Genomic DNA, 21183 nt, shown 5'->3' on the forward strand with positions numbered 1-21183 from the left:
TCCGACAATTTATCTGTTTTCGAGACGCATGACGCGCATCGCGTTTGCCACAGCGAGCAGTGTAACACCGACATCTGAGAAAACCGCTTCCCACATGGTTGCAATTCCAAATGCTCCAAGAATGAGAAAGATCGCTTTCACACCTAAAGCAAAGCCGATGTTTTGCCACACGATTCGCCGTGTCCGTTTCGCAATCCGAATCGCTTCTGCTATTTTTGACGGCTGATCTGTCATCAGCACGATGTCTGCGGCTTCTACCGCGGCGTCTGAGCCAAGGCCTCCCATCGCAACCCCTATATCTGCGCGTGCAAGCACCGGCGTATCATTGATGCCGTCACCGACAAAAATGAGTTTTTCACTAGGCAAAAGCTTAGCTTCTAATGCTTCGACCTGCGCGACTTTATCTTGCGGCAGCAGCTCTGCATATACCTCACCAATCCCAAGCTGTTTTCCGACGGCTTCTCCCGTTTGTTTCGAATCACCCGTCAGCATAGCTGTCTGTTTGATCCCAAGCGACTTCAGATCAGCAACCGCCTGTGCTGCGTCTTCCTTTACTTCATCCGCTATGATGATTGCTCCGGCATAGCGTTGATCAACAGCAACGTGTACGATTGTTCCAGCATTTTCATCCGGGACATCCTCAATTTGTTCTCTTTCCATGAGCTTTTTATTCCCGGCAAGGATCTCAGTTCCATTTACCTTTGCAAAAATGCCGTGGCCGGGGATTTCTTCGTATGACTCTATCTCATCGGAGGAAAGCATTTTCCCATAAGCTTTACGCACAGATTCAGCAATCGGATGCTGTGAATGAAGCTCAGCGTATGCCGCCGCTTCAAGTAATCTATCCTTTGTAAAACCTTCCGCGGGTTTGATTTCTGTCACTTCAAAGCTGCCTTTTGTTAGTGTTCCCGTTTTATCAAACACTGCGTATTTGACTTGATTCAAGGCTTCTAAATAATTGCTTCCCTTTACAAGCACTCCGGCCTTTGAGGCCGCTCCGATTCCGCCGAAGAAACCGAGCGGAATAGAGACAACAAGCGCACAAGGACAAGAAATCACTAAAAAGATAAGCGCGCGGTACACCCAATCGGAAAGCGCGGCGCCAGAAAGAACAAGCGGCGGAACAAAGGCCAGCAATACCGCAATGATCACCACAGCAGGTGTATAATACTTGGCAAACTTCGTGATAAAGTTTTCTGTCCGGGCTTTACGGCTGCTCGCATTCTGAACCAAGTCTAATATTTTTGATACTGCTGATTCCTGATAGCCCTTTGTGACTTCAATATGCAGAACGCCGTTTTGATTGATAAAGCCTGACATTACATCTTGTCCTTCCGCAGCTTTTCTCGGAACGGACTCACCTGTTAAAGCAGATGTATCAACCATCGCTGACCCTTGCACGACCTTACCGTCCAGGGGTATGCTTTCTCCCGGATTAACCACAATGATGTCTCCTGTCTGAACGTCCTCCGGGGAAACCTGTTCGATGCCGTTCTTTGTTTTGAGATTGGCGTAATCAGGCCGTATGTCCATTAACGCACTAATTGATTTTCTGGAACGGCTGACCGCGGCTCCTTGAAAAAGCTCACCGATTTGATAAAACAGCATAACGGCGACCCCCTCAGGGTATTGCTGAATCAGAAAAGCGCCGATTGTGGCAAGAGCCATTAAGAAATGCTCATCAAACACCTGACCGCGGATGATGTTTTTGACTGCGCGGATTATAATGTCACCGCCGATAATCAAATAAGCACCGAGGAAAAGGAAAAATTCAATGGTTCCCGAATGAACCAAATATGCCGCTGCGCCGAGAATGACAGCCGCCGCCATTCTGATCAGCATATTGACCATTCTATTACGATAGCCATCATCAGCTGATTTCTTTATATGCTTTTGGCGAACCGTTACATGCGGATCAATTGATTTCACTTTTTTCTCTACTTTATTCGTGACCCATTGCTCTTCTTTCCCATCGGCTGAGACAGTTAAGGTGCTTGCCGCAAAATTTACCGCGCATCCGTCAATGCCTTTTATGCCTTTGACTCCATTTTCGATTTTTTGGGCACAATTGCTGCAATCCAAACCGTCCAGAACGTATTCCTGTTTCACTAGTCTCACCTTACCTTCCGATTTAGGGTTCCCTCTTCAAAGCGTATCAATGAGTATTGTATTTATTTTATATATATGAGCATATACTCATATATAAGTTACACCTATTATATGTTGTTTTCCAAGAAAGTGTCAATGAAAAACAAAAACCGGCATATGCCGGTTTTTTAGATTGTTGATAAAATCATAAAATGGTTTTCATTTTATGATTATGTCATCTATTTAGCGTGATTGAAAACCCTTGAAGTCTAGGAAGGGTGAGCATCGGAGCAGACTTTCACAGGATGTGATGACAACGGTGTTTGGGCAGGACGCCTAAGCATTTAGCCGCTGTTCCTTCATCATTCGTGAGCACCGACGTGCAGGCCTGACAACGAATGTGAGGGTTTGTCGACACGCTGAAAAACCGGCATATAGCCGGTTTTTCATTTTACTTTTTGCAGACGAAGAGCATTCAGAACAACGGAAACGGAGCTGAATGCCATTGCTGCTCCTGCTATCCACGGTGCTAAAAATCCAAGTGCTGCGATTGGGATGCCGAGGCTGTTATAGCCAAGCGCCCAGAATAAATTTTGTTTAATGTTTTTCATTGTCAATCTGCTCATGCGGATTGCGTCGGCAATGCTGTTCAGATCGCCGCGAATCAGTGTAATGTCTGCTGTTTCCATGGCAATGTCCGTTCCAGTTCCAATCGCCATGCCGATGTCAGCTGTGGCAAGCGCCGGCGCATCGTTAATTCCGTCGCCTACCATTGCTGTCTGGCGGCCTTCTTTTTGCAGGCGGGCAATTTCTGCTGCCTTTTGTTCTGGAAGGACTTCCGCAATGATATTCGTAATTCCCGCTTCCTTCGCGATGGCTTCTGCGGTTCTGCGATTGTCTCCTGTCATCATGATGACATCAAGGCCCAACTCTTTCAGACGGGCAACAGCCTTCCGTGACGTGTCCTTAATCGTATCTGCAACCGCTACTAGCCCAGCTGCTTCTCCATCAATGGATACAAGCATAACTGTTTTTCCTTCTGCCTCTAGCTCTTCCATTTTGGCGAGAAGAGCCCCATGCTCAACCTGTTCGCTCTCCATTAATTTTCTTGTGCCGACGAGAATGCTTTTTCCTCCGGCTTCAGCCAAAATGCCTGCGCCGACTTTTGCTTCAAAACGGGTTAGCTTCGGTATCTCAAGCCCTTTATCTTTCACGCCAGCAATAATCGCTTCGCCAAGCGGATGCTCTGATCCCGTTTCCGCTGCCGCTGCAAATTGAAGCAAATCTTTTTCTTCAAAATGGCCGAATGGAATGGCATCTGTCAGACGCGGCTTCCCGTTTGTCACGGTTCCGGTTTTATCAAGAACAATGGTATCGAGACGATGTGTTTTTTCTAAATGCTCGCCGCCTTTAAATAAAATCCCGAATTCAGCAGCGCGTCCAGATCCAGCCATTATGCTCGTCGGAGTGGCAAGACCGAGGGCGCAAGGACAGGCAATGACAAGAACCGCAATGAACTTGCTGATCGCTTCGGCAAAATCGCCAGGAGCCGCCCAAAGATACCAAATGAGAAAAGTGAGAACGGCAATCCCCAATACAATGGGAACAAAAATACCTGAAATCTGGTCAGCGAGACGCTGGATCGGCGCTTTTGACCCTTGTGCTTCCTCAACAATTTTGATGATATGAGAAAGCGCAGTATCCTTTCCGACGTTGACAGCTTTAATTTTCAGAAAGCCGTTTGCGTTAACGGTTGAACCTGTCACGCTGTCACCAGGATTTTTGTCAACAGGAAGACTTTCTCCTGTAATCATCGATTCGTCAACTGCTGAGCGGCCTTCAACCACTTCTCCGTCGACAGGAATTCGTTCGCCAGGTTTGACGTAAACAATGTCATTAACAAGCACTTCGTCGATCGGGATAATTTGCTCCTGTCCGTCTCTTACAACAGTCGCTGTTTTCGCTTGAAGCTTCATCAGCTTTTTAATCGCATCCGAGGAACGGCCTTTTGCTTTTGTTTCAAACAACTTGCCTAATAAAATCAGCGTCAGCAAAATCGCGCTTGTTTCATAGTAAAGGCCGTCTGTATGCCCATGGGAGCCAAGGCTTTGAAAAGTAAGATAAAGACTATAAGCGTAAGCAGCCGTCGTACCGAGGGCGACCAATACATCCATATTGGCGCTTTTATTTCTAAGCGCCTTATACGCACCCACATAAAACGGCCAGCCGATCAGAAACTGGACTGGTGTCGCCAGCGCAAATTGCATCCACGGATTGAGAAATATATCCGGTACCCAAATGAATGATGTAAATGTAAAATGGCTCACCATCGCCCAAAGCAATGGAAATGACAGGACAGCTGAAAAAATCAGTCTCGCCGTTTGCTTCCGTTCTTCTTTCTTTTTAGCAGCAGCAGCCTCACTGTCCTGTTCACCCTTCAACTTTAGCTTATATCCAAGCTTATCTACCGCTTCTTTCAAATCGCCGACAGACGCTTCTTTCGGATTGTACTCGACCGTAACCGTTTCTAAAGCGAAGTTTACTGGTGCATTTGCGACGCCTTCTATTTTGTTAAGCCGTTTTTCAATCCGATTGGCGCAAGCCGCACAGGTCATGCCCTCAATATCGAATTCAGCTTTTTCTGTAACGACGTGATAGCCCAGCTTCTCTATTTTTTCCTGAATCGCTGCAGTCCCTGTTTCAGCAGGATCATAGATTACATTTGATGTTTCCGTTGCCAGATTAACATTTGCATCCGTGACACCGGGCATCCGCTTCAGGCCTTTTTCAATTCTGGCAGCACATGCCGCACAGGTCATACCAGAGACCTGCATCGCGATTTCCTTTTGTTCACTCAACATACTCACTCCTTTATATACACCTGGGGGGTATATAAAAATGAAAGAAATATCGCGCCTCCCTAAAGGCGCGATACCTTGAATCACTTGGCTACATCATAGCCCTGATCTTCTATCGCATCCGCAATATCTTTGACTGATACTTTGTCAGCATCAAACGAAACATCGACTTTACCCGCTTCCAGATTGACATGAACGGCACTGACGCCGTCCAGTTCTCCTACGCTTGTTTCTACTGCTTTGACGCAGTGCTGACAAGACATTCCTTCAACTTGCAATGTTTTTTGTTCCATATCAATTCCTCCTGTTTATTCTTTCTATTTTCATCCTACCATACCCCCGTAGGGTATTACAATAAAAAACGCTTTATGATTTTGTGAACTTTTTAAATACGTCCAAAAGCTCAGAAATGGCCTGTTCCCCGTCTCCGCTTTTGATGGCATCTGCTACACAATGATGGGCATGATCCTCAAGCAAATGAAGCGCCACATTTTTCATTGCCGCCTGAACAGCTGAAATTTGCACAAGAATATCTACACAATATCTGTCGTTTTCCACCATGTTTTGAATGCCTCTGACCTGGCCCTCAATCCGCTTAAGCCGGTTTGTAATCTGATCCTTTTCTTTCGAGCTTTTATGGTTTAATGTTTTATGTTCGTTATGCTTTTCCATGCGTACACCTCTGTTTAATGATATTAATTCCCATTATACTGATTGTCCAAACGGTTGTCTAAGCATGCCGATCCAAAAAATGAATCAGTTAGGTTTTACCATTTGATCAGGAGGGTATATACTTCTGTTGATAACGCTTTTAAAGGGGAGAAGAAAAGTGGATACGATCAAGGTTGGAATATTAGGATACGGATTGTCCGGTTCTGTTTTTCACGGGCCGCTGCTGGATGTTCTGGATGAATATCAAATCAGCAAAATCATGACATCTCGGACAGAAGAAGTGAAACGGGATTTTCCAGATGCTGAGGTTGTACATGAGCTTGAGGAAATCACAAATGACCCTGCCATTGAGCTTGTCATTGTCACCACCCCGAGCGGCCTTCATTACGAGCATGCTATGGCATGCATACAGGCCGGAAAACATGTTGTGATGGAAAAACCAATGACAGCAACGGCCGAAGAGGGGGAAACATTAAAAAGGGCTGCCGATGAAAAAGGCGTATTATTAAGCGTATATCATAACCGACGCTGGGATAACGATTTTTTAACGATTAAAAAGCTGATCTCTGAGGGATCCCTTGAAGATATCAATACATATCAAGTTTCCTATGACCGCTACAGACCTGAAGTTCAAGCGCGGTGGCGGGAAAAAGAAGGCACTGCCACTGGTACGCTGTATGATCTCGGCTCCCACATCATAGACCAAACCCTGCATTTGTTTGGGATGCCTAAAGCCGTGACTGCAAACGTGATGGCCCAGCGGGAAAATGCCGAAACGGTTGACTATTTTCATTTAACCCTGGATTATGGCAAGCTTCAAGCCATTCTATACGGAGGATCAATCGTTCCGGCAAACGGACCTCGTTATCAAATCCATGGAAAAGATTCCAGCTTTATCAAATACGGAATTGACGGACAGGAAGACGCACTCAGAGCGGGAAGAAAACCAGAGGATGACAGCTGGGGTGCGGATGATCCGGAGTTTTACGGACAGCTTACAACCATTCGTGGCTCCGACAAAAAAACAGAAACGATTCCATCAGTAAATGGCTCCTACCTTACTTATTACCGTAAAATAGCGGAAAGCATACGAGAAGGTGCTGCGTTGCCAGTCACTGCTGAGGAAGGTATTGATGTCATCCGCATCATTGAAGCCGCGATGAAAAGCGGTAAAGAGAAACGAACCATTATGCTGGAGCAATAAAACAAAAGCCTCCCCAAATAAGGGGAGGCTTTTTCATTAGAATGTTTTTCCTGCTTCTTTCGCACGCGCAATCGCGTCTTCTTTGATTTGCTGTGCTTTATCAGGCTCCGCATTATGTCCCTCTACGAAAATGCCATCGAATGATGGTACGCCGAAGAAGTTCATCATGATGCCGATGTAGCGGTGCCCCATTTCCATCTCAGCCGCAGGGCCTTCTGAATAGTAGCCGCCGCGCGCTTGGATATGAATTGCTTTTTTATCAGTCAACAAGCCAATAGGGCCTTGTTCTGTGTATTTGAATGATTTTCCTGCAACAGCAACAGAATCGAGATACGCTTTCATCACTGGCGGGAATGAGAAGTTCCATAAAGGAGTAACAAATACGTACTTATCAGCTGATGCAAATTGATCGCTAAGCTCTCCCAAACGGCCTACTTTCGCTTTTTCGCTTTCAGAAAGCTCTTCAAAGCCTGTACCTGACTGAAGCTTTCCCCATCCGCTAAATACATCTGCGTCAATATGCGGGATGTTTTCTTTGTACAAATCGATATGTACAACTTCATCATTTGGATTCGCTTCTTTGTAAGATTCGATAAATGCTTTACCTGTTGCCATACTGTACGAAGTTGCTTCGTCATGTGGATGAGCAGTGATATATAATACTTTTGCCATTTTTACCAGCCCTTTCGTTTTTAAAAATCACACATCAATTATTATCATACAGATGCATAATGATTATTCTGTCTCTCTTAGACTTTATTATAGAGACAAAGAAATTTACTTTCAAGTAAAACATCTCGAATTAAAGATTATTTAACTTTCCCAAACAGCTTACTTTTCAAAAGCTGTTCTCAAGCCGGAATACAGCGCGGACAATTCTTTACTGATCCGAGGATAATGAGGGACATGCGGCACTTGAATATCCGCAGGCATCCTTTTCACTATTAAGGATTGCTCAGCCTGTTCAAAAAACGCCCGCAGCTGGTTGATCTCTTCATCAGAAAACGGAGCAGGCGGACGGCGGTGAGCTTGCGCCGAGAGCAAATAGTACCCTAAGTGCTGAGCACCGGAAATGGCAGGCCAGAGCGCCTCCGCATTCGCATGAGGAAACTCTCCAAGGGCCTTGTCATACGCATCCCGAAGCCTGACAAGGCTCACCCTTAACTTGTGTTCGTCGGCATTCTGCCCGGTTAACAGTTTCTCCATAAACTGCCCTTCCAACCGCCGCACAAGTTCTGGAAGCCGCTTGGTTGAAAACCGCCGCCACAAAAGCATTGTTCCCAACAGCCCGATCACGCTGCCGACAGCTACATCAGTCAGCCTCGCTATCATAAAATAACCGGCGCCCGCGCCGCCATGCATACTTTCTGTGATAACAAGCGCATTTGCGGTTAAAAAGGGAACAGCCAGCGCATAATTGCGGACGATCAGCATCTCAAGAAGACATTGCAGCGCTGCAATACAAAACGCAATATAAACACCGCCCGGCTTAAAAAACAGGATTGCGCCTGCCAGTATAACACCGATCACCGTTCCGGCCGAACGCTGAATAGCCCTGTGAAGCGTAAAAACAACAGTAGTGCCAAGCATGACCGCTGCTGCCGAAAGCGGAATCCAATAGGAACGTGCAAAGCCGAATGCGAGGGCAAACATATCGGCGGCAAACAGAACAATTCCATACTTTAACGCTCTAATCAAAACCGGAGACTTCCAGTCAAAGGCATTTCTCAAAAAGTAAAAAGAGGATGGCAGGCGGCTCGGTTCCCCGTCAAGCTGCTTATCAAAACGTCCTGAAGCGATATGCAAAACCTCATTGATTTCTTCAAACAGCTTCCGCCTAGGCTCAGATTCGTTCTCATTAATCTGAAACGTACCGGAAACCCGTGCATGCGCAAGCATATCTCCGGTTTGGCGAAGTGCCTTTTCAATCTGCGCGGTCTCTCTGTCCGGCGTTTCAGCTGAAAAATGAATAATGGCAAGGAATATGTCGTCAGCTTTTTCAAGGAGGCGGAAAAATCGTTCATCATGCCGCGATTTTTTCCGTCTGTTCCCTTTCCCAAGAACCGTTTGGCGGGCTGTTCTAAGCATGAGCACGGTCTGATGCTGTGCGTTATGAAAACCTGGCGTTCCGACGGCTGAAAGACATGCAGCCAGCTGATGATATGTTTTTTGCAGCACCGCTCCCTCCGGTCCATGTTTGTTCCATAACCAGCCGATTAAAGCGATACCCATGGCGAAAATGGCGCCGAGAAACGTCAGTCCCGCTCTGAACAGCGCTTGTGAAGGATCGGCCGGCAGCCCGGAACTGACTAAAAAGGCCAGGACAAAAAACATCGGCGCAGGGCCTTGAATGCCGAGCGCGCTAAAAATAAACATCGCCGCTGCCCCGATCAGCCCCAAAACAGCCGCCATCATCCAAAGCATCCCGGACAAAAGCGTCCCTAAACCAAATGAGAGGGCGATCCCAATAGAAACCAAGAGCAGCTTCAAGGCGCGCTTTTTGTACGATTCACCGCCCGCATATAAATAAACAAAGCCTCCGATACTTGTAATTAATCCGTAATCCGTGTGACCTGCCAATGCACCGACCAGCACAGGAAACCCTGAAGCGAAACCTGATCCGATAGCCTTCTTCCAAGGAAATGGATTTGCATGAATGCGAAAGGCATCCTTCACGATAGGCATGATTCTTTGATTGTTCGCAGCAGTTTTGTTCATTTGACAAAATCCTTTTCAATGAATGTGTAGAACTTTTCCCGTTTCTTCGCTTTAGTATGCCCAAAAACGCGGTTAGCTTCTCAATTGGTGCGCCCGATAAAAAAACAGAGACTTATACCGTCTCTGCTTCATTACATCAGTTTATTATCATAAAAGCGGCACCTGTCAGGACTGTTTTGTCCTTCTGCCTTCCTTTAAGAGCAGGTGAATAAAAAATAAAGGATAAATCAATAGATACCCATTAAACAGCCACCACACAAGATCAAAGTCCCTGCTGAATGTCCAGAATGATAGCGCCTGCAGACCTGAACAACAGGTCAGCACAAGAGAAATCAGCGCCATCAGCTTCCAGTCAGCACGATTCACCCGCTGTAGGTACAAGCTGTACAACCCTGTGACAGAAATCAGGATATCCAGCGGAAAAAAAGACCAGTTCCAAGCGATCATAAACGGATGGTCATGATGTTTAAAAGCCCAGCTTTCCGGTATGAGCGAAAACCCGGCTGACAGCCAGTACAAGATAAAACCGATATCAGTCACGAGAAAAAACAGCTTCATATATCTCATTTGTACTGCCCGCTTTTATGTACCGGCTCAGACACCGTAGCATGCTCGATCAGGTTTAAAGACACAACACCGGCAATAATCAAACCAATTGAAATGACTTTCATGACACTAACATGTTCTTGAAAAAACAAAAAACCAATGACTGTAATCAGGACGATTCCCATCCCTGACCATACAGCATAAGCAACTGATACATCAATGGATTTAAGCGTAAGCGTCAGAAAGAAAAGACTTCCTCCATAAAAGAAAATCAACAGCAAACTGGGAATAAGCTTTGTAAAACCGGACGATAGCTTCATGCTGACCGTTCCCGCAACCTCAAACAAAATCGCCAAGCATAGAAACACCCAATTCACGTGGCATCAGCCTCCTCATCAGCTGTTATACCGTTAAACAAAACATCTACAATTGATTCAAGCACCTCTCCTGTCGTGAACTGATGTTTCAGTGGATATTCAGGGTCATACACTTGATTGATGCTCCCTATATACATGTGAACAAACAGGTCCGGATTGATGTTTCTGATTCTCTTTTGCTGTTTGCACTCGTTTAATAATGCTAGGACAATCGCCCATTCTTCCTTAATAAACGCATCTAATGTAAGCCACGCATCATAATGGTATTTCTTTAGTTCATTTAATAATCCCATGTTCAGCAGTTCCATCCCCTGCGGAAGGCTGATCAGCATTTGTTTCACCTTTTCAAGCACATTTAAACTATCATTTTCATAGATGTCTCTTTCCATTTGCTTCATTTCAGCTATAAATTGTTCGACAACCGCCTCAACAAGCTGATCTTTAGATGAATAATATGCATAGAGCGTCCGCTTGCTCGTTCCCAGCGCTGCCGCCAAATCATTCATCGTAAATGAAAATCCTTTCTGCTTAATCAGCCGGATGGTTTCCGCCATAATTCTTTTTTCCACATTAATCCCCCGCTTTCAGTACCAAGAAAACTATTTTGGTACCAATATTATACGAGAGAAATTTATGGAAATCAACAATATATAAAAAAACCTCTCCTATTGGGAGAGGTTTAAAAGACACTGCGGACCAAACCGCCGTCCGCCCGAAGTGCCGCGCCATTGATCGCAGAGGAAAGCGGACTGCTTAAAAATGTAACGAAGTGGGCGATTTCTTCCGGACGGATCAGTCTTTGAATAATAGATGTCGGCCGGTTTTCTTTCATAAAACGTGCCTCAGCTTCTTGAACAGTCAGGTTTTCACCAGGATACAGCGAGTTCAGCATGGTTTCCACACCCTCTGTTAAGGTAGAGCCCGGCATGACGGTGTTGACTGTGACATTCGTGCCGGTTGCCAGCTCCGCCAAACTGCGGGAAATGGACAGCTGCATCGTTTTTGTCGCACTGTAATGCGCCATTTCCTGTGACGGCATAATCGCCGCTTCACTGGCAATGAAAATCACACGCCCTTCTTTTTTCTCTATCATGTTATGCAAATACCTGCGTGTCAGCCTTACACCGCTCATAATATTCACTTCAAAAAAACGAAACCATTCATCGTCGGGAATATCAAAGTACTCCGCCGGTTCAAAAATCCCTAAATTGTTGACCAAAATATCAACCTCTGGATATGCCTGAAACAGCTCATTGCAGCCTTCTTCTGTTCCCAAATCAAATGCAGCCGGATAAAGAACCGCTTCAGCATGTTGTGTTTTCAGTTCATCTATCGTCTGATTCACTTTCTCTTCCCGGCGTCCGTTAATGATCACTGCCGCACCTTCTTCAGCTAACGAAGAGGCAATAGCTTTTCCGATCCCAGATGTCGAACCGGTCACCAGTGCGGTTTTTCCTTGTAAATTCAGCTTCATTATTCATCCCTCCGTTTTTGATTCCTCTTATTTATTGACAGAAATCTGATTGGTGAAACACCTGCTCTGCAATCAGTATGAAACAGCTGGGATTGAAATGGAAGTACGCACTTTTTGGTGCCTGTGGTTTGGAGAAAAAATAAAGCAGAACCCTCTAAGAGGTTCTGCTTTATTGTCAGTATGTATGGAGACGGTGGGAGTCGAACCCACGTCCAGAAACATCGATTACTTAAGCGTCTACGAGCGTAGCCTGCATATTTATGGTTTCACTCATCTTCTTGCCTGCGGGCGGGCCTTCCGAGAGCTAGTCTGTTCATCTCTTCTTACGTTCTCAGACAGGAACGCAAGCGTAGCCTACTTGGATGTGCTCTTCACAGACACATAGGCAATGTCAGGAAGAGCTCGCTGCGCTTATTAGGCAGCTAATGCTACGTTTTGGTTAAAACTGTTAGTTTTGCCAGTTATATTTAAGTGCGTGTTTACGAGATCGCCTCTCGGCTCGCAGCTCAAGCTCGATCCATCCCTGTCGAATCCGTAACGTCCCCTTGGTATAAGGGAAATACGGGAGAAAATATCAAGCTCTCACTCAAACTGGCTATAGTCTTATTATAACATGATCACGGCTCTTTTCAATTGTCAAATCCTTCAAATGAATGGCGACGTGATCTGATCGTGAACACAGTATAGCACAGGCCTGATTTTCGAATCAAGCACTATGCCTTTAGAAGCCTTTTTGACTGTCTCTGAACGCTCTTTCGATTTCCCGCTTCGCGTCCTTGCGCTTCAGGTCTTCCCGTTTGTCATAGTTCTTCTTCCCTTTTCCAAGGCCGAGAAGCACTTTGGCAAAGCCATTTTTTAAATACAGCTTCAGCGGAACGAGAGAATAGCCTTTTTCCTTTGTTAACCCGATCAGTTTATTAATCTCCTTGCGGTGCATTAACAGCTTTCTTGTCCGGAGCGGATCGTGGTTATAGCGGTTTCCCTGCTCATAGGGGCTGACGTGCATATTGTGGAGAAACACTTCTCCCCGTTCGATTTTGGCGAAGGAATCTTTAAGGTTTACGCGGCCGGCGCGAATCGATTTGATTTCGGTTCCTTGCAGAACGATGCCTGTTTCATAGGTTTCTTCTATAAAATAATCGTGGTTGGCTTTCTTATTTTGAGATAATACTTTTCCTGACCCTTTTGGCATGCCAGAACCTCCTCTCTCTAAGGAAAAACTGTCCACCTTTTGCGATACGCTCTATTTTACCAAATGTCACGTACCGCTACAATGAAAAGCTGTTTCCGAAAGAAAGCAAATAGAGCGCTGCGGCCCTATTTGCTGGTTGAGCTGCTATTTCTTCTTTTTCCGTTTCTGTTTCGGCGCGTTCTGGAAGCCGCGTTTTTTCTTTTTCTTCTTCGGCTTAGTGAACCATTCCCCTTTTTCCTCAGACGGAGCTGGAGAAACAGGCGTATTGGTGCTTTGAACACGTTTTCTGGCAGGCTTTCCGCGTTTTCTGCTCCGGCTGCTGTCCAATTCTCTCGGACGCCGCGGAGTGCCCTTCATGCCGACGATTTCAAAGTCGATATTGCGCTCATCTTTATTGACATCGACAACCTTGACTGTGATTTCATCCCCGATGCGGAAGACGTTGCCTGTCCGCTCGCCGATCATTGCGAAATGCTGTTCGTCAAAGCGGTAGTAGTCATCTGTCATAAAGCTGACGTGGACGAGCCCTTCGATTGTATTCGGCAGCTCGACGAACATTCCGAAGTTTGTCACAGAGCTGATCATGCCGTCAAACTCTTCACCGATTTTATCAAGCATGTATTCCGCTTTTTTCAGATCATCCGTCTCACGCTCGGCGTCAACTGCACGGCGCTCCATAGATGATGTATGTTCGGCGATATCCGGCAGGCGTTCAGCCCACTTTTCCTGTGTCGCTTCATCGACTTTGCCGTTGATCAAATACGTTCGGATCAGACGGTGAACGATTAAGTCCGGGTAACGGCGGATCGGCGATGTGAAATGCGTATAGAATTCCGTTGACAGACCGAAGTGCCCCAAGCTTTGCGGGTCGTATTTCGCCTGTTTCATCGAACGGAGCATAACAGTAGATATAACCGTTTCCTCTGGTCTGTCACGCACAGCGTCCAGAATGCTTTGCAGCGCGCGCGGATGAATATTCCCCGCCGTTCCTTTCACCACATAGCCAAATGTCGTCACAAACTCTAAAAACTTTTGCAGCTTTTCAGCATTCGGCTCTTCGTGAATCCGGTATATAAACGGGACGTTCATCCAATGGAAATGCTCCGCCACTGTTTCGTTTGCTACAAGCATAAATTCTTCAATCAGCTTCTCGGCGACAGAGCGTTCTCTGATCACAACGTCTTTAACCGCTCCTTCGTCATCAACAAGCACCTTTGCTTCTTTGAAATCAAAGTCAACGGCGCCGCGGTCCATCCGCTTATCGCGCAGAATTTGAGCCAGACGCTCCATGTCTTTGAACATCGGAACAAGAGGCTCGTATTTTTGTTTCAGCTCTTCATCATCGTCAACAAGAATTTTATTCACATCTGAATATGTCATTCTTTCCGTTGTTTTGATGACACTTTGGAATATCTCGTGCTCTGTCACCTGTCCCTGACTGTTAATTGTCATTTCACAAGAAAGCGTCAGGCGGTCAACCTTTGGATTTAAGGAGCAGATGCCGTTTGACAATCTGTGCGGAATCATCGGGATGACACGGTCAACCAGATACACACTTGTCCCTCTTTCAAGCGCTTCTTTGTCAATCGGCGAGTTTTCGGTTACGTAATGGCTGACATCAGCTATGTGAACGCCAAGCTTGTAGCTTCCATCATCAAGCTTCGTCACGGTAACTGCATCATCCAAATCCTTCGCATCCGCACCATCAATGGTGACAATCACCTGGTCACGGAGATCACGGCGGTCTTTCAGATCTTTTTCATCAATAGTGTCAGGCGTACTTGATGCCTGTTCCATCGCGTCAGCTGGAAATTCTCCCGGCAGGCCGTGCTTATGAATGACTGATAAAATATCAATGCCCGGGTCGTTTTTGTGGCCGAGAATGGTTTCAACCTCACCCTCTGCGTTCATACGGCCTTCAGGATAGCTCGTCAGCTTGACAACAACCTTATGCCCTTCCGCAGCTCCATTTTTCCCATTTTTCGGAATGAAGATGTCACTCGTGATTTTTTTGTCGTCCGGAATGACAAAGCCGAAGTTTCTCGTTTCTGTATACGTGCCGACAACCCGCTGAATCGCTCTTTCTAAAATCCGTATGACGGTTCCTTCCTGCCTGGAGCCGCTTGACTGTGAGTTCAGACGCACCATGACGATATCGCCGTTCATTGCCGTATTTAGCTCATTAGGCGGAATAAACACATCACTTAACGACGTATCCTCAGGCAGCAAAAAGGCGAATCCTTTCGCATGGGCTGAAATTTTTCCTTTTATTAAATTCATCTTCTCCGGAATGCCGTAGCGGTCGCTTCTCGTCCGTACGATAAGCCCTTTTTCTTCCAAGGCGACTAACGCTTTGACGAGCTCTTTAAACTCCTCGGCTTCCGTAATATTTAACATCTCCTCAAGTTCCTGAACGGTCAGAGGCTTGTACGCCTCTTCCTTCATAAACGAGAGAAGCTTTTCCATAAATGCTTCTTTTTCCATTATCCGACCTCCTGTTGATTACCAATCGAGCTTCTCTAAAAATTCATACACATCCTGATGGACGAGGTCACGTTCTTTGTCGAGTGTAATGACATGCCCTGATTCCTCGTACCATTTCAGCTGTTTATCATCAGTTTCCACTTCGTTGTAAATAATATTGGCGCTTTCGGTATTAATCATGTGGTCATGACGGGCCTGCACCACAAATGTCGGTGAATAAATCATATCGACATTATTCCGCACATCAGCAATTAAGTCTTGCAGCGCCTTGAGGGTATTCATCGGCGTTTTTTCGAATTCTTTCATTTCCTCTTCAATTTGCTCCGGGCTTTTCCCCTCAAACTTTTTGTAATTGCGAGCGTATGAAAGAACGCCTTGATACATAACCTCTTCACTCTTAATATGCATCGGTGCGCACATTGGGACAATTCCCTTTATGGGTACAGTGTAACCCAATTTCAGCGAAAAAACCCCGCCAAGCGACAGTCCGCAGGCAGCAATGCTCTCATAGCCTTCAGATTTTAAGTATTCATAGCCATCCATTACGTTTTTCCACCAGTCTTCGGGCCCCGTATGTACAAGTTCTTCAGGCGGGACGCCATGTCCTTCATATTGAGGCGCGTGGCACGTATAGCCGCGTTCATTCAAATATCGTCCCAGCATCCTTACATCCGCTGTATTTCCTGTAAAGCCATGCAGCAAAAGCACCGCTTTGTCTCCGCCTTTAAATGTAAATGGTTTTGGTGTCACAACTTTCATGCTCATGTCTCCCTTTCTATCTGCACGATCATTTTAGTTTTCCACAGTTTAATCAGAAAAAAACGTTTTGAATATCATCCAGAAACGTGAAAAAGGCCTGACTTCACATCAGACCTTATACAAACATTGCCCTATAGGATATAAGCAAGCGCAATCGTTAACACGAAAAACAAGACTGCCAGCACTACCGTAATGCGGTGCAAAATTAAATCAAGACCTCTTGCTTTTTGTTTCCCGAAGAGCTGCTCCGCTCCGCCTGAAATCGCACCAGATAATCCGGCGCTTTTACTGGATTGAAGCAAAACGACAATAATAAGTGCAATGCTGACGATAACCAATAAGGTAATCAAAACTGCGTGCATCCCATACACCTCCAGACTCACTGGCTACATTACTTCTATTTTACATGAAAAGGGTTGGCATGTCACGCTGTATCAGACGCCAAAAGGCCGGATAAGACGTTTTATCTTGGTTACCCTATTCATAATGAAAAGGTCAAAGGAGAAAAGCGATGCCGCTTATCAGCATAGACAGCAGGAAACATCTTTTTTATGAAGAATATGGACAGGGAATCCCTATCATTTTTATCCACCCGCCGGGCATGGGACGCAAGGTTTTTTATTATCAGCGCCTTCTATCCAAGCATTTCAGGGTGATTTTTCCCGATTTAAGTGGCCACGGTGATAGTGATCACATCGATCAGCCAGCGTCTATTTCCTATTACGCAAACGAGATCGCGCAATTCATGGACGCTTTGCACATTGATAAAGCTGTGTTATTCGGGTATTCTGCCGGAGGCTTAATCGCGCAGCATATCGGCTTCACCCGCCCGGACAAAGTGTCACACCTTATTCTGTCCGGCGCCTACCCCGCTGTTCATAACGTAATCGGCCAGAAGCTGCACAAACTGGGAATGTATCTGCTTGAAAAAAACCCCGGTTTGCTCATGAAAATCCTCGCTGGCAGCCACACAAAAGACAGACAGCTTCGCAGCATATTAACAGACCATATGAAAAAAGCAGACCAGGCCCATTGGCATCAGTATTATCTGGATTCGCTTGGCTACAACTGCATTGAACAGCTGCCCCGCCTAGAAATGCCAATGCTGTTTATGTATGGCGGCCTGCGGGACTGGACCTTTACAAACGCAGGCTATTACCGAAGATCGTGCAGACATGCCGAATTTTTCAGATTGGAATATCAGGGACATCAATTGCCGACAAAACAATGGAAAACGTGCAATGAGCTGGTGACAGGGTTTGTGCTGACACATCATTCATAGGAATAGAAAACGCTTGGCTTCCTTGCGTTTTTTGTTACTTTATTGACTTTTGTCAACAAAATCATAGTAAAAAAGATCCTCAAATTTCAAATTAAAATAGTGAAGCATTTTACCAATCACAAGCTGCCCCGGCCGTCTTTCTCCATTCAGCACGCGGCTCAGTGTGGCGGGTGAGACTCCGATTTCCAGCGCAAGCTGATTAAGGGAATAATCGTTATTAACCATATACTGCAAGACATAATCACGTCTAATCTGTATCTTTTCTACTGGCACTTTCCTCACCTTCCATTCCTGAAAAACTTTTTTCTATACTTTTACATTACGGCTTATGTTAACTTTTGTCAATACATTTCCAGTCTACCTATTCCCTTTAGTCAATAAACATACTAAAATATGAGTAACAGTGAGGGACGGGGTGAGATATATGGAAAGCTTTGGCGAACAATTACGGGCATTGCGTGAAGAGAGAAAGTTAACAGTCAACCAGCTGGCGACTTATTCAGGCGTAAGCGCAGCCGGCATCTCCAGAATCGAAAACGGAAAACGGGGCGTTCCCAAACCTGCCACCATCAAAAAACTGGCAGAGGCCTTAAAAATTCCTTATGAGGGGCTTATGTACAAGGCTGGTTACATCGAAGAAGTGCATGAAGCCAGGGCCCCTTATGAAACGAAGTGCAAGCTGCTTGAAAAAGCGGAGGCCTATGACCTGAAAAACCTTGCGCTTCTTGAGAACGAAAAGTGGCAATATCTCAATAAAGAAGATTTGCTCATGCTGGATCATTATTTTTCGTTTATTTCAGACGAAGCCAAAAAACGGTCTGCTGATGACTGACTCTTGATAGAAATGTGAGGCGATAGACCATGTCACCGTTCGGACAGCAATTACGGGAGCTGCGCCGCGCCCGCAAACTGACAGTGAATCAGCTTGCGGTGTACTCAGGCATCAGCTCGGCCACCATTTCAAAAATTGAAAACGGCAAACGAGGGACGCCAAAACCCGCCACGATTAAAAAACTGGCAGCCGTCCTGAAAGTGCCGTACGAAAACCTCATGGCCGCCGCAGGCCATATTCAGGCCTTTCCTGAAGAAATCCGCGAAGCATCTGAAAGCTATCAATCCGTTTATGAAATTTACCAGACGGCTGTCACTCGCGGAGCGGAGCACCTCCCGATTTTCAATAGTCAAAAATGGGAACATCTCTCAAAGCAGGATATTGAAAATCTCAGCAAATACTTCGATTTTTTGTCTTCAGAAGCAAAAAAACGCGCCTCTTCCTCATAATCCCCTGTTTCTCTTTCTATATTTTATCAATCACGCTTGCATACCCTCCCTCGTTATTTGCGTTATAATAGTGACAGACGAGGTGAAAAGTATGAACCAATCAGAAATGTGTCCTAGATTTGAAAAAGCAGTCGACATCTTAAGTAAACGCTGGGTCGCTTTAATCGTATTTCAGCTCTTGAACGGGTCGCAGCGATTTAGCGAAATTGAAGCAGCACTTCCAAATCTAAGCGGCAGAGTTCTGTCAGAACGGCTGAAAGAACTTGAGCTTGAAGGAGTAGTGAAGCGGGATGTCATCCCTGAAACTCCGGTTCGCATCGAATATTCATTGACTGATAAAGGAAAGGCACTAGCACCCATATTAGGTGAGATTTCTAAATGGGCGACTGAATGGATTGACCCTTCCTTTCTTGACTAATTGCTAAAACGGTTCTGATCTCAAAGACGAGAAAAGAGCCGTTTTTTATTTTTTCCCAGGTGAAAAAACGATTTCTCAGCCGATATATAGTACATCCACACATTACGTTTTTAAAGGAGACCACTATATGCGACTGACGATTTCCCGCAAATTCAGCCTGGTATTTTTGACACTGATCCTGATCAATTTACTTGTAGGCGGAATAGGCGTTCTTAATATGCAGCATATCATTCAAAAAACAGATGAAATCAACACAAAATGGATTGACGGCATCAAAGGAATCACTTCAATTAATTATGTAACCGAGCACCTGTCTTCTAAAGAAAAGGACTTTCTGATTTATACAGACAAAAGTAAAATGGATACACTTGATCAAGAAATGAATCAAATCATGGAAGACATTAACCAAAAGCTTGCTAACTACGAAAAAACGATCTCCACTGATAAAGAGCAGAAACTGTTCGAGCAGCTTCAAACTGAAGTGAACACCTATATGGATATTCATGCGCAAATTATCGAAAGCGGCCGCACGAATGACATGGACAAAGCAAGAGGTTTATTGGTTCAGACTGAGGCCAGCTTTGAGGATATGAAAAAAACAATCACTCAGCTTGTTGACTTAAATCAAGAAGGCAGCAACACAGCGGTAAAAGAAACGAAGGCCGTCTATCATAAAGGGCTCATTTACACTGCTTTGCTTGTGGCAGCTTCGATCCTCATCAGCATTTTCATCTGGCTTTATATCACGCGAAACATTGTAAAGCCTATCATTCGCATGAAGGAATCTGCCAATCATATTGCCGAAGGCGATTTGTCGAACGATATGGAGGCGCTCAACTCAAAAGACGAGCTGGGTGATCTGAATGAAGCGCTGCAAAAAATGGTAGGGAATCTGAGAGATATTGTCGGATATTCTAAAGACATATCAAGCCGGGTTCTTTCTTCTTCACAGGTGCTTGCAACCGCAACGAATGAAACAAGATCCGGCAGCAAACATATTACCGAGACGATGAACGAAATGGCTGAGGGCTCTGAACAGCAGGCCCAAGACGCCGTGACGATTGCCGAATCGATGAATGAGTTTACCGAAAGCATTGATAAAGCCTATAATCACGGCATCACAATCAGCGATACGTCTCAAAACGTTCTCGAACTCGCGGTAAGCGGGAACGAAAATATGGCTACGTCATTACAGCAAATGAAAACCATCCATCATATTGTTCAAGAAGCCGTGCATAAAGTGAGATCACTGGAACAGCATTCTCAGGATATCAACAAGCTCGTTCGGGTCATCAACGGAATTGCCGAGCAAACGAATTTGCTGTCCCTTAACGCCGCGATTGAAGCTGCTCGCGCAGGAGAAAGCGGCAAAGGCTTCGCCGTTGTGGCAGAGGAGGTCAGAAAGCTGGCTGACGGCGTTTCTGATTCCGTGCAGGATATTACCCGGATTGTAGGCGGGACACAGCAGGAGATCCACACTGTCATTACGTACTTGGAAAGCAGCTTTACAGAAGTCGAAAAAGGAACGGAAAACCTGACAGACACCGGGCAGGCTATGCAGCATATCAAGCAATCCGTCACTCATGTTGCAGACAGCATTAAGGAAGTAACGGATGGCCTGAAGCAGTTAACAAACCAATCGATTACTATCAATCAATCGATTGAAAATATCGCTTCTGTATCCGAAGAGTCGGCCGCCGGCATTGAAGAAACATTTTCAATAACCGAGCAATCCGCCCATTCGATGGATCAAGTGCTTCAAAATGCTGAAGAGCTTGAGCAGCTGGCCAAGGAGCTTAATGAGAAGATGGGTCAGTTTACGATTTAAAT

The 21183-nt window shown here is 45.5% G+C and carries 21 protein-coding genes and 1 other RNA gene; 6 read left to right on the forward strand and 16 right to left on the reverse strand.

Annotation, left to right across the window (positions count from 1 at the left end; translation table 11 throughout):
* Window positions 1–9: 9 nt before the first annotated feature.
* The 4 genes from ACZ07B_RS13665 to csoR form a co-directional block, all read right to left on the reverse strand.
* Window positions 10–2118, reverse strand: coding sequence for a heavy metal translocating P-type ATPase (locus ACZ07B_RS13665; protein WP_464877321.1), 2109 nt, complete (start codon window positions 2116–2118; stop codon window positions 10–12).
* 416 nt (window positions 2119–2534) lie between these two features.
* Complete coding sequence (gene copA, locus ACZ07B_RS13670) at window positions 2535–4946, reverse strand: copper-exporting P-type ATPase CopA (protein ID WP_464877322.1); 2412 nt, start codon at window positions 4944–4946, stop codon at window positions 2535–2537.
* An 83-nt stretch (window positions 4947–5029) separates the two neighbouring features.
* Window positions 5030–5239 carry a copper chaperone CopZ gene (copZ, locus tag ACZ07B_RS13675; RefSeq protein ID WP_003244260.1) on the reverse strand — a complete coding sequence of 70 codons (210 nt, stop codon included), beginning with the start codon at window positions 5237–5239 and terminating at the stop codon, window positions 5030–5032.
* 73 nt (window positions 5240–5312) lie between these two features.
* On the reverse strand, window positions 5313–5618 hold the full coding sequence (csoR, locus tag ACZ07B_RS13680) for a copper-sensing transcriptional repressor CsoR (protein ID WP_003228404.1): 306 nt from the start codon (window positions 5616–5618) through the stop codon (window positions 5313–5315).
* Between the two features lie 127 nt (window positions 5619–5745).
* Here csoR and iolW point away from each other — a divergent pair, with 127 nt between their 5' ends.
* Window positions 5746–6822 (forward strand): scyllo-inositol 2-dehydrogenase, encoded by a 1077-nt coding sequence (gene iolW, locus ACZ07B_RS13685; RefSeq protein WP_464877323.1) that lies wholly within the window; start codon window positions 5746–5748, stop codon window positions 6820–6822.
* Window positions 6823–6858: 36 nt separating this feature from the next.
* Here iolW and azoRB read toward each other — a convergent pair whose 3' ends face one another.
* From azoRB to secG, 11 genes are all read right to left on the reverse strand, one after another.
* Window positions 6859–7494: an FMN-dependent NADH-azoreductase AzoRB gene (gene azoRB / locus ACZ07B_RS13690; RefSeq protein ID WP_003235159.1), complete on the reverse strand. Its 636-nt coding sequence runs from the start codon at window positions 7492–7494 to the stop codon at window positions 6859–6861.
* A 159-nt stretch (window positions 7495–7653) separates the two neighbouring features.
* The gene (locus ACZ07B_RS13695) at window positions 7654–9540 is read right to left on the reverse strand and encodes an FUSC family protein (protein WP_464877324.1); all 1887 of its coding nucleotides are present in this window, start codon (window positions 9538–9540) and stop codon (window positions 7654–7656) included.
* A gap of 165 nt (window positions 9541–9705) precedes the next feature.
* A complete protein-coding gene (locus tag ACZ07B_RS13700; RefSeq protein WP_017695155.1) occupies window positions 9706–10107 on the reverse strand; it encodes a YvaD family protein in 402 nt (133 codons plus the stop codon).
* On the reverse strand, window positions 10104–10463 hold the full coding sequence (locus ACZ07B_RS13705; RefSeq protein ID WP_024572579.1) for a DMT family transporter: 360 nt from the start codon (window positions 10461–10463) through the stop codon (window positions 10104–10106). Before ACZ07B_RS13705 ends, ACZ07B_RS13700 begins: the two co-directional genes overlap by 4 nt.
* On the reverse strand, window positions 10460–11032 hold the full coding sequence (locus tag ACZ07B_RS13710; RefSeq protein ID WP_124059112.1) for a TetR/AcrR family transcriptional regulator: 573 nt from the start codon (window positions 11030–11032) through the stop codon (window positions 10460–10462). The genes ACZ07B_RS13705 and ACZ07B_RS13710 overlap by 4 nt, the downstream gene beginning before the upstream one ends.
* Before the next feature lie 110 nt (window positions 11033–11142).
* Window positions 11143–11937: an SDR family NAD(P)-dependent oxidoreductase gene (locus ACZ07B_RS13715; protein WP_003228388.1), complete on the reverse strand. Its 795-nt coding sequence runs from the start codon at window positions 11935–11937 to the stop codon at window positions 11143–11145.
* A 182-nt stretch (window positions 11938–12119) separates the two neighbouring features.
* Window positions 12120–12482, reverse strand: a transfer-messenger RNA (tmRNA) gene (gene ssrA / locus ACZ07B_RS13720).
* Window positions 12483–12658: 176 nt separating this feature from the next.
* On the reverse strand, window positions 12659–13129 hold the full coding sequence (gene smpB / locus ACZ07B_RS13725; RefSeq protein ID WP_003220025.1) for an SsrA-binding protein: 471 nt from the start codon (window positions 13127–13129) through the stop codon (window positions 12659–12661).
* Between the two features lie 144 nt (window positions 13130–13273).
* Window positions 13274–15613 carry a ribonuclease R gene (gene rnr / locus ACZ07B_RS13730; RefSeq protein WP_003228386.1) on the reverse strand — a complete coding sequence of 780 codons (2340 nt, stop codon included), beginning with the start codon at window positions 15611–15613 and terminating at the stop codon, window positions 13274–13276.
* An 18-nt stretch (window positions 15614–15631) separates the two neighbouring features.
* A complete protein-coding gene (locus tag ACZ07B_RS13735) occupies window positions 15632–16372 on the reverse strand; it encodes an alpha/beta hydrolase (protein ID WP_003242610.1) in 741 nt (246 codons plus the stop codon).
* Window positions 16373–16503: 131 nt separating this feature from the next.
* Window positions 16504–16734, reverse strand: a complete 231-nt coding sequence (gene secG, locus ACZ07B_RS13740; RefSeq protein WP_003220028.1) for a preprotein translocase subunit SecG — start codon at window positions 16732–16734, stop codon at window positions 16504–16506.
* 149 nt (window positions 16735–16883) lie between these two features.
* Between secG and ACZ07B_RS13745 the strand changes: the two genes are divergently transcribed.
* Window positions 16884–17654, forward strand: a complete 771-nt coding sequence (locus ACZ07B_RS13745) for an alpha/beta fold hydrolase (RefSeq protein ID WP_003228381.1) — start codon at window positions 16884–16886, stop codon at window positions 17652–17654.
* Between the two features lie 39 nt (window positions 17655–17693).
* Here ACZ07B_RS13745 and ACZ07B_RS13750 read toward each other — a convergent pair whose 3' ends face one another.
* Window positions 17694–17927: a helix-turn-helix domain-containing protein gene (locus tag ACZ07B_RS13750; RefSeq protein ID WP_009968172.1), complete on the reverse strand. Its 234-nt coding sequence runs from the start codon at window positions 17925–17927 to the stop codon at window positions 17694–17696.
* A 151-nt stretch (window positions 17928–18078) separates the two neighbouring features.
* Between ACZ07B_RS13750 and rghR the strand changes: the two genes are divergently transcribed.
* The 4 genes from rghR (at window position 18079) to ACZ07B_RS13770 (ending at window position 21181) form a co-directional block, all read left to right on the forward strand.
* Window positions 18079–18486 (forward strand): transcriptional repressor RghR, encoded by a 408-nt coding sequence (gene rghR / locus ACZ07B_RS13755; protein ID WP_003220034.1) that lies wholly within the window; start codon window positions 18079–18081, stop codon window positions 18484–18486.
* A gap of 29 nt (window positions 18487–18515) precedes the next feature.
* Complete coding sequence (locus ACZ07B_RS13760) at window positions 18516–18935, forward strand: helix-turn-helix domain-containing protein (protein ID WP_014480905.1); 420 nt, start codon at window positions 18516–18518, stop codon at window positions 18933–18935.
* Window positions 18936–19026: 91 nt separating this feature from the next.
* Window positions 19027–19353 (forward strand): catDE operon transcriptional regulator CatR, encoded by a 327-nt coding sequence (gene catR / locus ACZ07B_RS13765; RefSeq protein WP_003242888.1) that lies wholly within the window; start codon window positions 19027–19029, stop codon window positions 19351–19353.
* A gap of 127 nt (window positions 19354–19480) precedes the next feature.
* Window positions 19481–21181: a methyl-accepting chemotaxis protein gene (locus ACZ07B_RS13770; protein WP_464877325.1), complete on the forward strand. Its 1701-nt coding sequence runs from the start codon at window positions 19481–19483 to the stop codon at window positions 21179–21181.
* Window positions 21182–21183: the final 2 nt, after the last annotated feature.

It is taken from the genome of Bacillus sp. 9.4 (assembly GCF_055486415.1).